Genomic DNA, 14336 nt, shown 5'->3' on the forward strand with positions numbered 1-14336 from the left:
CGGTTAAATGGCCGGTTTACCCTCAGTATTGTTCAGGTTGTTCTATATTTAGTGTCGTCGAAAGTAAAATAACAGCTGGAGCATAGATTCATGTCGAAAGAAACAGAGAAGAAACCCCTGAGCGAACACGCCCCCACCACCGGTCCGGAATCATCAGAACCGGGTCTGGGATCGCTGGCACCGAAAGATGGTTCGCATCAGCCCCCAGCCGAACCGACCCCGCCAGGCAAACAGCCCACCGCCCCGGGCAGTCTGAAAGCGCCGCAGACACACAGCGCCAAACTTGACCAGCTTGAAGCCAGCCGTAAAAACGGCACCCATCAGGCTCTCACCACGAATCAGGGCACGCGCATCGCCAATGACCAAAGCTCACTGCTCGCGGGTTCGCGAGGTCCGACGCTGCTGGAAGACTTTATACTGCGTGAGAAAATCACGCATTTTGACCATGAACGTATCCCGGAGCGTATCGTTCACGCCCGTGGTTCTGCCGCACACGGCTATTTTCAGCCTTACCGCTCACTGAAAGATCTGACCAAAGCGCAGTTCCTGAGCGACCCCGAGCAGACCACGCCGGTGTTCGTGCGTTTCTCCACGGTTCAGGGTGGCGCTGGCTCTGCGGATACCGTACGTGATATCCGCGGTTTCGCCGCCAAGTTCTACACCGAAGAAGGTGTCTTTGACCTGGTCGGTAACAACACGCCGGTATTCTTTATTCAGGATGCCCATAAATTCCCTGACTTTGTGCACGCCGTTAAGCCGGAGCCGCACAATGAAATCCCGCAGGGTCAGAGTGCCCATGACACCTTCTGGGATTACGTCTCTCTTCAGCCGGAAACCATGCACAACGTCATCTGGGCGATGTCTGACCGGGGTATTCCGCGCAGCTATCGCACCATGGAAGGTTTTGGCATTCACACCTTCCGCCTGATCAACGCCGAAGGCAAAGCGACCTTTGTCCGCTTCCACTGGAAGCCGGTGGCCGGTAAAGCTTCGCTGCTGTGGGATGAGTCGCAGAAACTGACCGGTCGCGATCCCGACTTCCATCGCCGCGATCTGTGGGAAGCGATTGAAGCCGGTGATTTCCCGGAATATGAACTGGGTCTGCAGCTAATCCCGGAAGAGGATGAATTCAAATTCGACTTCGATATTCTGGATGCCACCAAGCTGATCCCGGAAGCGCTGGTGCCGGTTGAGATTGTCGGCAAGATGGTGCTGAACCGTAACCCGGATAACTTCTTTGCGGAAACCGAGCAGGTGGCGTTCCACCCGGGCCATATCGTGCCGGGCCTGGATTTCTCCAACGATCCACTGCTGCAGGGCCGTCTGTTCTCCTATACCGACACGCAGATCAGTCGTCTGGGCGGACCGAACTTCCATGAGATCCCGATTAACCGTCCAACCTGCCCGTACCATAACTTCCAGCGTCAGGGCATGCATCGCCAGGACATCGACACCAACCCGGCGAACTACGAGCCAAACTCGATCAACGACAACTGGCCGCGCGAAACGCCACCGGCTGCGAAAGGCGGCGGTTTCGAGAGCTATCAGGAGCGGGTTGAGGGCCACAAAGTGCGCGAGCGCAGCCCGTCATTTGGTGAATATTATTCCCAGCCGCGCCTGTTCTGGAACAGCCAGACAGAAGTCGAACAGCAGCACATCATTGGTGCCTACTCGTTTGAACTGAGTAAAGTGGGCCGTGCCTACATCCGTGAGCGCGTGGTGGATCTTCTGGCGCGTATCGATACTAAACTGGCACAGGGCGTAGCGGATAATCTGGGACTCGCCCTGACCGATGAGCAGCGCAATATCCAGCCTCCTGCGGCGGTGAATGGCCTGACGAAAGATGACAGCCTGAGCCTCTACGCTATCCCGGATGGTGAGATTAAAGGCCGTCAGGTGGCGCTGCTGTTGAGCGATGGTGTGAAGGCGGCGGATGTGCTGGCGATTCTGCAGGCGCTGAAAGCGGAAGGTGTGCACACAAAACTGCTGGCGCCGCATATGGGCCAGGTGCGCGCGGATGACGGTTCTGTGCTGCCGATCGATGCCACCTTCGCCGGCCTGCCGTCTCTGACTTTTGATGCGGTGATGGTGCCGAATGGTAATATTGATGCCCTGCTGTTAAGCGGCGATGCCCGCTACTTCCTGCTGGAAGCCTACAAACACCTCAAGGTGATTGGTCTGGTGGGCGACGCGCGTCGCTTTAAAGCGCAGTTCGGTCTGGAAGATGCCGATCAGGAAGAAGGCATTGTGCAGGGCGACGCGGTGGAGGACGCACTGATGTCTGATTTTACGCAGGCGATGAAAGCGCACCGCGTCTGGTCACGCAGCCAGAAGGCACAGTCCGTTCCTGCCTGATGCGTTAAGTGAATAAAAAACCGCCCCTGGGGGCGGTTTTTTTATGCTGAAACTGTAGCACGGCCGCGTGCGCAGTGATCCGTCAGATATTCCGTTATCAGAAAGTCTGCCAGTTCTCATTGTCTGTCACGGCGACAGGCTGACGTTTGGGCACGGCAATCGCCTTCGCAACCGGTGCGGCGGAGAACGCGGCGTGCATGCTGCCGGTTTTAAAGACCGATACCGTTTTACGCAGGTAGCTCGCCTGCTCTTCCAGTGAGGCAGCAGCAGTCGCAGACTCCTCCACCAGCGCGGCGTTCTGCTGCGTTACACCATCCATCTCAGAAACCGCAATGCAGACCTGCTCAATGCCGCGGGTCTGTTCAGTGGAGGAGGCAGCGATCTCTTCGATCAGCTGCGTCACCCGGCTCACCGACTTCACGATGCTCTCCATGGCGATGCCCGCCTGGGAAGCGTGACCGGCACCGGTTTTAATGCGCTCGGCTGAGCGGTCAATCAATCCACGAATCTCCTGCGCGGCACTGGCGCTGCGTCCGGCCAGCGAGCGTACTTCACCTGCGACAACGGCGAATCCACGCCCCTGCTCACCGGCACGCGCGGCTTCAACCGCAGCGTTCAGCGCCAGAATATTGGTCTGGAAGGCGATGCTGTCGATAATGGCGATAATACCGGCGATCTGATTCGAGCTTTCGCTGATCTGATCCATGTTGGCGATAACGCGGGCAACGGTTTCGCCGCCCTGCAGGGCGGTGGCTGACGCCTCTTTCGACACCGTTGTCGCCTGCTGCGCATTGTCTGCGTTGAGCTTCACCGTTGAGGTGAGCTGCTCCATGCTGGCGGCGGTCTGTTCCAGTGCGGCAGCCTGCTGTTCAGTACGGGAAGAGAGATCGGTGCTGCCAGCGGAAATTTCCGCTGCACCGGTAAAAATAGAGCGGGTCGCGTCATCGACCGAGGTAATGGTCACCACCAGCGCATCGCGCATCTGTTGCAGCTCCTGAATCAGCAGGCCCATCTCATTGCGGCCTTCGTGCTGAATATCAGAGGTTAAATCACCTGCCGAAATGGTGCGCATATGCCCTGTCAGCCTGGCCAGCGGACTAATCAGCAATTTTTGCAGTCCCAACCAGACCGCCACGCCAATCACGCCAGTGATCAGGCTAATCGTCAGCAGCGCCCAGAGCGCATCTGTCAGACTACGCTGGTTATGTTCTGAAGTATCTTTCATCAGCTGGATGTTCACCGCACGCCAGGCCTCATAGGCACTGTCGAGCTGGTCCTGCGCCGCCTGTGCTTCGAGGTTGCCATAGGCCGCGTAATTACCCTGCTTTAAAAAGGTAATTGAGGCCAGCATGGTCTCATGCATCTGCTGATAGGCGGTCTGAACCTGCGCCGACTGCGCTTCGCTCTGCCCCTCTTTGCGTGGCATCGCCTGCCAGGCTTTAAAGTCGGCATCGGCTCTGTCCGCAGACTGGCCCGCCTGCTCCAGCAGCGTGGCGATGGCGGCCAGTGATTTAGGATCCTGCTGGTTTTTCAGGAAACGGATAGCGACGCGGTTGATGGTAACGCGGGTTTTAATCAGGGTTTTCACCGCATCGCTCAGGTGCTGCTGCTGCAGGGTCAGCTGTTCTGCTGCCACGAAGTTTTTGTCGGCGTTTGAGACGCCGTTGTAAAACAGAAATCCGGTCAGGGTCAGTAACGTAATAAAGACGGCAAGCACCGCCAGAATACCGTGGGTTATTTTAAGATTTTTAAGCATGTCTGCAGGCTCATATCAGAGAAGTTAGAGTGGTTATCGGCTGGCTTGAGATTTATCTGAGTCTGCGAACAAAGAAGTTAACAAGACGCCACCTGCCGGGCGCAGCCAGCGCGCCGCTCAGGACAGAATAAAGTTGCGGCTCTGCCTGAACGCATTTGACGCTTAACAACCGACCCTGTGCTGTGGTTGAATTCGCCCCTTACTTTTTCGCACGTGGTTAACATGCATTACATTCAGAGTCTGATGAGTTTTATAGAGGGAAACAGAGTGCTGTCGATCAGCTTTAGCCTGTTGCTGCTGATCGTGGCCGGGCTGGTCACTCACCTGATCTGCAAATTCTTCATCGTCAAAGTGATCAGGAAGGTCTTTTTCAGCAGCCATAAAAAGGGTGTGCCACTGGATAAGGACATTCGCCTCTCTCAGAAGCTGTCAAATTTTGTGCCGGTAATTGTGGTCTACAACTTTCTGCAATTTATGCCAGGCCTGCCTGAAAACCTGAAAGTGGCGATTCAGACCATCTGCGGCATCCTGTTTTTTGTCTATCTGTCGATCTTCTTCAACGAAGTGCTGGAGATTGTTAACAACTCCTATACGCGCAAATCCAAGCGCAAGAATCACTCGATCAAGGGCTATATCCAGATTGGCAAAATCCTGGTGCATATCATCGCCGCAATCATGATTCTGGCGATTATGTCCAATAAGTCACCTGCCATTATTATCTCCTCGCTGGGTGCGGTTGCCGCGGTGCTGATGCTGATCTTCCAGCATACGCTCCTGTCGCTGGTGGCGAACATTCAGCTCTCCTCCAACGATGTCCTGCAACTGGGCGACTGGATTGAGATGCCGGACAGAAACATCAGCGGTGAGGTGATCGACATTGCGCTGCATACCATCACCATCCGCAACTGGGATAACACTATTTCACGTATTCCGACCAAGAACTTCCTGACCGAAACCTACACCAACTGGCAGGCGATGTTCTCGTCGGGTGCGCGCCGCATCATGCGCAGCTTTCATCTGGATCAGAAGTCGATCACCTTTGTGAATCAGGAGATGCTGCAATCGATGAGCCAGATCCGCCTTGCAGGTGAAACGATCACTGAACTGCTGGATGGACGCGATATCAATGCCGTCGGCGAACGCTGGTTTATGGAGAACGGCATCACCAATCTGATGGTGTTCCGCAAATACCTGTCTGCCTGGCTGGCCCAACGCGATGACATTATGAAAGAGATGTATATCGTGGTACGGCCGCTGAAGCCGTCGCCGGATGGGCTGCCGGTGGAGATCTACTGCTTCACCTCATCGATTTTCTGGGCGGATTATGAAAATACCCAGGCGGCGATTTTTGAGTATATCTATGCAATAGCCCGCGTGTTTGAACTGCAAATCTACCAGCATCCGGCAGGTTCCGATTTCGCCCGACTGGCTCAGCCACGGCCCGAGAGCCGGGATGCGCAGCAGAGCGGCATACAGTAACCGATGATGCGCGGTGGCAATCTCCTGCCACCGCCGTAGTAAACTTAGCTAAGCCTTAGCTCTTGCTGAGCGCATAGTTCAGCACTTTGTCATTTTTCATCTGCACGGTCAGCGTCTGCCCCTCGGTGGTGTTCAGGGTGCGCGCCTCGCTGTAGGTCCATTTCAGCAGCCGCTGCCCGTCCGGGTAAGGCGTTTCACTGTCAGGCTGACCAAACAGCGCAATCAACTGAGCTTTGGTGGTCTGACCGGCATGAATCTGCTGCAGATTACTGTTGTCCAGCCGATGTCCGACCCGATTAGAACAGGCGGCGAGCAGTAAAAGCGTGGCTAACAGAACGCGTTTCCTCACGTAACATCCTTTTGAAGTGTTCAGCGCCGCAGGTCATCCAGTACGACCTGCGCGATCGCGCTTAAGCTTATAGCGAATCCTCGCTATCCGGCAGGGTTTTCTGCGCCTGCACCGTCTCCTTTCCCCAGGCAGAGGCCGATTCAGGGTAATTAACGCAAATTAATGCCACCAGACACCTCGCCGCCCTGCGATTGCAACATCTTAGTCTATGATTACTTTCTGTATGCCGCGTGGAAGCGGTCTCACTCCCCCCTTCCCGCCGCATAACGCTGAACATCAGTCCTGCGTTCTGGCTGAAGAGACGCGCCAGCCCACCTGGCATCCTGGTCTCGCTGCACGGTTTATGATTTCTGACGCTTACGTCATCGACATCCTTTTCACGCGGTGGCCGCCATCGCGTATTTCCAGGCTAAATGAGGCAACTGAATGGAATCCAAATCTTTTTTTAAAAGTTGGGGCGCTGAACGGGTTGCCAGTGATGAGGTGCGTTTCCGCCTCTGGGCAACCGGTCAGCAACGCGTGACGCTGCGGCTCTCCGGTAAAGACATTGAAATGACACCGCAGGCGGATGGCTGGTTTGAAACCCAGGTCGCGGGTGTGGCAGCAAATGCCGAATATGATTTTGTGCTGGCGGATGGCACGGCCGTGCCCGATCCCGCCGCCCGCGCTCAGAAAGCGGAGGTTAACGGCCCGTCGCTGGTGATCGATCCTGATGCGTATCAGTGGCAAAACACAGGCTGGAAGGGCCGTCCGTGGCAGGAGTCGGTAGTGTATGAACTGCACATCGGCACCTTTACGCCTGAAGGCACCTTCCGGGCGGCAATTGAAAAACTGCCGATGCTGGCTGAAACCGGCATCACCATGATTGAAGTGCTGCCGGTGTCGCAGTTTGGCGGTAATCGCGGCTGGGGCTACGATGGCGTGCTGCTCTATGCACCCCATGCTGCCTACGGTTCGCCCGATGATTTCAAAGCCTTTATCGATGCGGCGCACGGCCATGGTCTGTCTGTTGTGCTGGATATCGTGCTGAACCACTTCGGCCCGGAGGGCAACTATCTGCCGCTGCTGGCGCCAGACTTCTTCCACAAAGAGCGCCAGACGCCGTGGGGCGCGGGTATCGCCTATGACGTGGATGCGGTACGCCGCTATATCGTGGAAGCGCCGCTCTACTGGCTGCAGGAGTTTAATCTGGATGGCCTGCGCTTTGACGCCATCGATCAGATTGATGACCCGAGCGAAAAACATGTGCTGATTGAGATTGCTGAGCGCATCCGCGCCACCATTACCGACCGCCCTGTTCATCTCACTACCGAAGACTGCCGTAACGTCACCTTCCTGCATCCGCGTGATGAAAACGGAGAAGCGCCGCTGTTCACCGGCGAATGGAACGATGACTTCCATAACGCCGTGCATGTGCTGGCAACCGGTGAAACGCACGCTTATTACCAGGATTTCGCCGACCAGCCGGAACAGCGGGTCGCGCGGGCGCTGGCCGAAGGCTTTGTCTATCAGGGCGAGGTTTCACCGCAGTCGGGTGAGCCACGCGGCGTGAAAAGCAGCCGTCAGCCGCCTGTCGCCTTTGTCGACTTTATCCAGAACCATGATCAGACGGGTAACCGTGCACAGGGCGAAAGGCTGGTCTCGCTGGCAGGTGCAGAGCGGACGCAGGTGCTGCTGGCCATGTTACTGGCCTCGCCGCACATCCCGCTGCTGTTTATGGGGGAAGAGTATGGTGAAACCCGGCCGTTCCTGTTCTTTACCGATTTCCACGGCGATCTGGCGAAAGCTGTGCGTGAAGGTCGCGCCCGCGAGTTTGAAGGCCATGCCGGTCACGGTGAAACGGTGCCGGATCCCAATGATGTCACCACCTTTGAACAGTCGAAGCTTAACTGGCCGCGCACAGAAACGCCGGAAGGTCAGCAGTGGCTGGCGCTGACGCGTCATCTGCTGGCGCTGCGTCAGGAACATATTGTGCCGCTGCTGCAGACGGCCGGGGGTGATGCCGGTCAGATAGTGAAAACGTCAGAAGGTTTCCTGGCCGTTCGCTGGGACTTCCCGCTGGGTACACTGTCACTGGCGCTGAACGTCGGCGACAGCACGCAGCCGATCCCGGATTTACCGGGCGAAACCCTGTTTGCCTGGCCGCAGACCGCCACCGAACTGATTCCCAACGCGATTGTCGTGCGTCTGGAAAAGAGAGAAGCAGAATGAATATTCCAACCGCAACGTACCGCATTCAGTTCCGCAACGGCATGACCTTTGACCGTGCGGCGGCGCTGGTGCCCTACCTGAAACAGCTGGGTATCAGCCACCTCTATGCGTCGCCGATCTTCAGCGCGACCGCAGAGTCGACTCACGGCTATGACGTGACCGACGTTAACCAGATCGAGCCGTCGATTGGCGGCCGTGAAGGCTTTGATCGCATGGCTGCCGCGCTGAAAACCGCCGGTCTGGGGCTGATTCTCGATATCGTCCCTAACCATATGGCCGCCTCGCTGGAGAACACCTGGTGGCGTGACGTTATTGAGCATGGCGAACAGAGTCGCTATGCCCGTTATTTCGATATCGACTGGTCGCGCCGCCTGACGCTGCCGTTCCTCGGTGACACTTTTGAGGCGGTGCTGGAAAAAGGTGAAATCAGCGTGCAGCGCGATCCGCAAACCGGCAAACCGGCGCTGGCCTACTTCGATAATTACTATCCGCTGAAGCCGGAGACCTGGCAGGATCAGGAAGAGGCCGTACTGGCCCTGCGTGATGCCGCACAGATTGCTGAACTGCATGACCAGCAGCCGTGGCAACTGATCTCCTGGCGTGATGCGCCCAACAATCTCTCCTACCGTCGCTTCTTCGAAGTGACCGGTCTGGTGGGCGTGCGTGTGGAAGATAAAACGGTCTTTGATGCCGCACATCAGCTGATCCTCGAACTGGTCCACAGCGGCGCGGTGCAGGGATTGCGCGTTGACCACGTGGATGGTCTGGCCGACCCGCGCGGCTATCTGGAGCAGTTACGTCAGGCTGCCGGTCCCGACTGCTATCTTACCGTGGAGAAAATCCTCGGCGACAATGAACAGCTGCCTGACGAGTGGCCGGTTTCCGGCACTACCGGGTATGAGTTTATGGCTGCCCTCGCCAATCTGCTGGTCGACAGCGATCGCCTGAGCGGACTGCGCAAGGCGTATCAGGCCGTCATCGGCAAAACCGTTGACATGAAAGCAGAGCTGCGTGCCGCCAAACTGCTGATGGCGAACCGCAATTTCGCCGGTGAATTTAACCGGTTACAGCAACTGGCACTGAAGATTGCCGATGCAGACGGCAAACCACAGCCGGAGGCGGAACTGAAAAATGCGCTGCGGGAACTGCTGGTTGCCTTTCCGGTTTATCGCACCTATGGCACGCCAGAAGGCCTGACACCCGCCGACACCGCGCTGCTGCAACAGGTGGTCAGCGAGGTCAAAGCCAGCGACCACGCGCCAGACACCCAGACGCTCGACTTCCTGACGCGTATTCTGCGCGCTGACGTTGCCGACGCTGCTCGCGACGATGCCACGCAGTTCCGCACCCGCTTCCAGCAGCTGACCGGGCCGTTGATGGCGAAATCAGTCGAGGACACCCTCTTCTTCCGTCAGCATATGGCGCTGGCGCTGAATGAAGTCGGCGCTGAACCGCTGGCACGTCACTTCTCGCTGGATCAGTTTCATGCCGAGATGCAGGCGCGGCGCGAACATCAGCCCGATGCGCTGTCAGGCACCTCAACGCACGATACCAAGCGCGGTGAAGATGCCCGTGCGCGTCTCTATACGCTGACCGAAGCGCCGCAGCGCTGGGCCGAGTGCGTCAGCCGCTGGCGGGAGATCAATCAGGACCATGTCGTTCGGCTGAAAGATGGTCCGGCACCGGAGCCGGCCGTCGAGTGGATGCTGTATGAAGCACTGGCCGGGGTCTGGCCCACGACGCTTCAGCCGCAGGATGCCGACGGCCTGGCGGCGCTGGAAGCCCGCTTTGTGGTCTATGTGGAGAAAGCGCTGCGTGAAGCCAAACTCCGCACCGACTGGGCCGATAACAACGACGCCTATGAAGAGGCGGTGCTGGGTTATGCCCGTCACCTGCTCGCGCCCGCTAACAGCGCATTCCTCAATGACTTCTGCCAGTCGCTGCAACCCTTTATGCGTGCCGGACTGGTTAACAGTCTGACCCAGACCGTGGTGAAACTTACCGCACCTGGCGTACCCGATATTTACCAGGGCAGCGAGGCGCTGGACTTCAGCCTGGTCGATCCCGATAACCGCCGCGAGCCTGATTTCGATGCCCTGGCGGCGATGCTTACGGCGCCACAGCACGACGGCAGCGAAGCGCACTGGCTGCATGGTCAGGTCAATCAGCAGGCAATTGTGAAGCTGCTGGCGTTGCGTCAGCAGCAGCCTGAGCTGTTCCGTCGCGGCGACTATCTGGCGCTGTCGGCGGAGGGCGAGCAGCAGGATAAGGTGCTGGCTTTTGCCCGCACGCTTCAGGATCAGGCGGTGATTGTAATTGTGTCACGCCGGGTGTTTAACGCGCTGCCAGAGAATCTCGATCAGCCACCTGCCGCGCGCTGGGCTGATACGGTCATCGCCCTGCCTGCGGCACTGAGCCAGCGTAAGTATCAGGATGTCCTGAGCGGTAAAACGCTTGATGCAGGCGACCAGTTGCCGCTTACAGCGCTGGCGGCACAGTGGTGCGCTGTGCTGGTCGCAAAATGACAACCGGCATTAATGTTTTATACGCGTCAATCTGTTCATTGAATAACGAGGCATAAATGTCAAACAGTCAGCGTTTTGAAATTACGGCGGGTTACAGCCATTTACTGGGGGCCAACTTTGATGGTCAGGGCGTGAACTTCGCCCTGTTCAGCGCCCACGCCGAGCGGGTTGAACTCTGTCTGTACGATCCCAGCGGCAAAACGGAAATTGCCCGGCTGGAACTGCCGGAATATACCCACGAAGTATGGCACGGCTACATTCCGGGGCTGAAACCCGGCGCGCTCTATGGCTATCGCGTCTATGGCCCTTATGATCCGGAAAATGGTCATCGCTTTAACCCGAACAAGTTACTGCTCGACCCGTACGCGCGTGAACTGGCGGGTGATATCGCCTGGAACGAGGCACACTTCGCGTACGATCTCTACCACGACGATAAAGATCTGACGTTCGACACCCGCGACAGCGCACCGTTTACACCAAAGTGCCGGGTTATCGATCCTAATGAATTCGACTGGCACGATCAAAACCGCCCGAACGTGCCGTGGCCGAAAACCGTCATCTATGAAACCCACGTCAAAGGCTTCACGCAGCTCAACACGGCACTGCCACCGGAGATGCGCGGCACCTTTGACGGCATGAGCCATAAATCGACCGTCAACTACATTAAAAGCCTGGGCATTACCTCGGTTGAACTGCTGCCAGTGCACTGGTTCCCGGATGATCAGCATCTGCTGGATAAAGGGCTGAAAAACTTCTGGGGTTACAACACGCTGGGCTTCTTTGCGCCCGCGACACGCTATTTCGGGCCGCGCGGCATTCAGGGCTTCCGTGACATGGTGCGTGCCTTCCATGATGCCGGTATCGAAGTGATCCTCGACGTGGTCTACAACCACACCGCCGAAGGCAATGAGCTGGGCCCGACGCTGTCGTTTAAGGGCATCGATAACTTCTCCTATTACCGTACGATGCCAGACCAGCATCGTTACTACATCAACGACACCGGCACCGGCAATACCGTCAACACCTCACATCCGCGCGTGCTGCAGATGGTGCTCGACTCCCTGCGTTACTGGTCAGAGTCGATGCATATCGACGGTTTCCGTTTTGACCTCGGCACCATTCTCGGTCGTGAGCCCGATGGATTCGACCCGCGCGGCGGCTTCTTCGATGCCATCATGCAGGACCCAATCCTGTCGCAGAAAAAGCTGATTGGCGAACCCTGGGATATCGGTCCGGGCGGCTACCAGGTGGGCAGCTTCCCGCCTGGCTGGGCAGAATGGAACGATCAGTACCGCGATACCGTGCGTGATTACTGGAAAGGCAACAACGTCTCTACCGACTTTGCCGCCCGCCTGCTGGGGTCTGGCGACCTTTACGATCAGCACGGCCGTCGTCCGTGGGCCAGCGTCAATTTCATTACCGCACACGATGGTTTCACCCTCAACGATCTGGTGTCGTACAACGACAAACATAACGATGAGAATGGCGAAGATAATAACGACGGTCACAACGACAACCGCTCATACAACTACGGCGTTGAAGGCCCGACCGATGACGAAGGCATTAACGCGGTGCGTGAGCGTCAGAAACGTAACTTCCTTGCAACGCTGATCTTCTCTCACGGCACGCCGATGCTGCTGGCAGGCGACGAATTTGGCCGCAGCCAGATGGGCAACAACAACGGCTACTGTCAGGACAGCGAAATCTCCTGGGTACACTGGGATAACCTGCCCGAGTCTGCTGAGGCACTGCGCGAGTTCACTCGTCAGATCCTGACGCTGCGTGCTCAACAGCCGTTGCTGCGCCGCGAAAACTGGCGCGACGGTATGGATATCAAATGGTTTAACGCCGGTGGCGGCTTCCAGCAGTCTGAGCAGTGGGATGAAGGCTCAACGCTGGGGGTTTATATCGGCCGGCCGGATCTGCAGACCGAGGAAGGCATCTGGCATGACGTACTGATGCTGCTTAACCCGTTTGAAGGCAATGTGCCGTTCCGCATTCCGCAGTTCGGTGAAGGTGGCTGGGTGCTGGAGCTGACCACCAGCGACACCGCGAAGCGCGGTCTGGTGATCACCAAAGAGAAGGATTTCGAACTGGAAGGACGCAGTTTCGCCCTTTTCAGACGTCCCTAGCCGTTAACTCCGGTTAAAAAGCCGTCATCTGGCGCAGCGCATTTCGCGCTGCGCTTGTGTTTCTGCCAATGGGTGCCAGGCTTAACCGGTTGTTAATAGTAAGAATTGATGCTGATAAGGAGGCATGATGTCCAGATTTACGCAGAAAGTTGTGGTTGTGACAGGTGCCGGGTCCGGCATTGGCGAAGCCAGCGCGAAGCGCTTCGCTGAAGAAGGGGCATCAGTGGTGCTGGTGGGACGTACCGCACAGAAACTGGAAGAGACGCTGGCTGGGATGACACCGGGCGACCACCTGGTGGCAGCATGCGACGTCTCAGAAGCCGAACAGGTTAAGCAGTTGTCAGAAACCGTGCTGAAGAAATATGGCCGTGTTGACGTGCTGGTGAATAATGCAGGTGTTATCGTGCAGGGCCGCGTTCATGAAGTCGGACTCGACGCATGGAAAACCCTGATGAAAACCGACCTTGATGGCGTTTTCCATGGTGTGCACTATTTCATGCCTGCCCTGCTAAAAAGCAAAGGCAACGTGGTCAACATCTCTTCCGTTTCCGGCTTAGGCGGCGACTGGGGCATGAGCATTTATAATGCAGCCAAAGGGGCGATTACCAACTTCACCCGTGCGCTGGCTATGGACTACGGCGCAGATGGCGTAAGGGTCAATGCAATCTGTCCTGGCTTTACCTTAACCGATCTGACTGAAGATGCCAGTCAGGACCAGGAGTTGATGGAGCGCTTTTACGATCGTATTCCGCTGCAGCGCGCCGGGAAAGCCGATGATATCGCCCATGCCATTCTGTTTATTGCCAGCGAAGAAGCCAGTTATATTACAGGTGTTAATTTGCCGGTCGATGGCGGAATTACCGCATCAAATGGTCAGCCTAAGCAGGCATAAATATCAGGGCAGCGTTATTACGCTGCCTGTATATTCTGAGCACCTGTCCTGATTAATTCGCTTTATTCTCTTTTTTATACAGCAAATTAATGTGAATACATTAATGTCTTGGCGTATGACGGGTTGGCGTTGCCGCACGCGCCGTTTTAATTGCCGTACTGCTACTGGTCGGGCAAATAAACGTGCTCAGGCAGGCATTACAGAGCATAGCATTTGCGTGATGAACTTTTGCCACGGCCAGCGCCTGCTGGCGGGTATAAAGTGAACCAATAAAAATGCGTTTGTCGTTCTTTGACAGATTAACGCAACCTTCTTTGTGTAAAATCCATCCACCCATGGGGCGCGGGCACAGATAATAATAGCTGGCTTTAAGCATGGTAGTCATCCTGATAGTTGCTGTATGTATCTTAAAAACGAACCAAAATTCGTAAGAGGTTTTTGTTGTAATCTGAAGTGTTATTAAACTAACTGAGAATTATCCCTAAAACCACTTTATTGCGTAACTCAAACTGACTTTGAGAATATACCCTTTTTTGCCGTTTACATCGCTTCAGGCATTCGACGCACTGAAACATTCCTACCCGTTTTACACCCCCGATTGTATTTGTAATGCTAATGCATCAATAAATCAGCAAAA

At 56.3% G+C, this 14336-nt stretch carries 9 protein-coding genes; 6 read left to right on the forward strand and 3 right to left on the reverse strand.

The window, feature by feature from the left end; translation table 11 throughout:
- Nucleotides 1-90 precede the first annotated feature (90 nt).
- Nucleotides 91-2355 carry a catalase HPII gene (gene katE / locus NP77_RS12440; RefSeq protein WP_039660329.1) on the forward strand — a complete coding sequence of 755 codons (2265 nt, stop codon included), beginning with the start codon at nucleotides 91-93 and terminating at the stop codon, nucleotides 2353-2355.
- 97 nt (nucleotides 2356-2452) lie between these two features.
- On the opposite strand, the gene NP77_RS12445 is transcribed toward katE, so the two are convergent.
- Nucleotides 2453-4111, reverse strand: a complete 1659-nt coding sequence (locus tag NP77_RS12445) for a methyl-accepting chemotaxis protein (protein ID WP_008926208.1) — start codon at nucleotides 4109-4111, stop codon at nucleotides 2453-2455.
- A gap of 222 nt (nucleotides 4112-4333) precedes the next feature.
- On the opposite strand from NP77_RS12445, the gene NP77_RS12450 reads away from it, so the two are divergent.
- The gene (locus tag NP77_RS12450; RefSeq protein WP_003850244.1) at nucleotides 4334-5590 is read left to right on the forward strand and encodes a mechanosensitive ion channel family protein; all 1257 of its coding nucleotides are present in this window, start codon (nucleotides 4334-4336) and stop codon (nucleotides 5588-5590) included.
- 55 nt (nucleotides 5591-5645) lie between these two features.
- Here NP77_RS12450 and NP77_RS12455 read toward each other — a convergent pair whose 3' ends face one another.
- The gene (locus NP77_RS12455; RefSeq protein WP_003850246.1) at nucleotides 5646-5939 is read right to left on the reverse strand and encodes a hypothetical protein; all 294 of its coding nucleotides are present in this window, start codon (nucleotides 5937-5939) and stop codon (nucleotides 5646-5648) included.
- Nucleotides 5940-6365: 426 nt separating this feature from the next.
- On the opposite strand from NP77_RS12455, the gene treZ reads away from it, so the two are divergent.
- The 4 genes from treZ to NP77_RS12475 all read left to right on the forward strand — a co-directional run bounded on the left by treZ (nucleotide 6366) and on the right by NP77_RS12475 (nucleotide 13699).
- A complete protein-coding gene (gene treZ, locus NP77_RS12460) occupies nucleotides 6366-8150 on the forward strand; it encodes a malto-oligosyltrehalose trehalohydrolase (RefSeq protein WP_003850248.1) in 1785 nt (594 codons plus the stop codon).
- Nucleotides 8147-10675, forward strand: coding sequence for a malto-oligosyltrehalose synthase (gene treY / locus NP77_RS12465; protein WP_039660331.1), 2529 nt, complete (start codon nucleotides 8147-8149; stop codon nucleotides 10673-10675). The genes treZ and treY overlap by 4 nt, the downstream gene beginning before the upstream one ends.
- A 56-nt stretch (nucleotides 10676-10731) precedes the next feature.
- Nucleotides 10732-12807: a glycogen debranching protein GlgX gene (gene glgX / locus NP77_RS12470; RefSeq protein ID WP_003850253.1), complete on the forward strand. Its 2076-nt coding sequence runs from the start codon at nucleotides 10732-10734 to the stop codon at nucleotides 12805-12807.
- 127 nt (nucleotides 12808-12934) lie between these two features.
- A complete protein-coding gene (locus NP77_RS12475) occupies nucleotides 12935-13699 on the forward strand; it encodes an SDR family NAD(P)-dependent oxidoreductase (protein ID WP_003850255.1) in 765 nt (254 codons plus the stop codon).
- 100 nt (nucleotides 13700-13799) lie between these two features.
- On the opposite strand, the gene NP77_RS12480 is transcribed toward NP77_RS12475, so the two are convergent.
- Nucleotides 13800-14075 carry a hypothetical protein gene (locus NP77_RS12480; protein WP_003850257.1) on the reverse strand — a complete coding sequence of 92 codons (276 nt, stop codon included), beginning with the start codon at nucleotides 14073-14075 and terminating at the stop codon, nucleotides 13800-13802.
- Nucleotides 14076-14336 lie beyond the last annotated feature (261 nt).

The organism is Pantoea sp. MBLJ3 (genome assembly GCF_000816655.1).
GTDB lineage: Bacteria > Pseudomonadota > Gammaproteobacteria > Enterobacterales > Enterobacteriaceae > Pantoea > Pantoea eucalypti.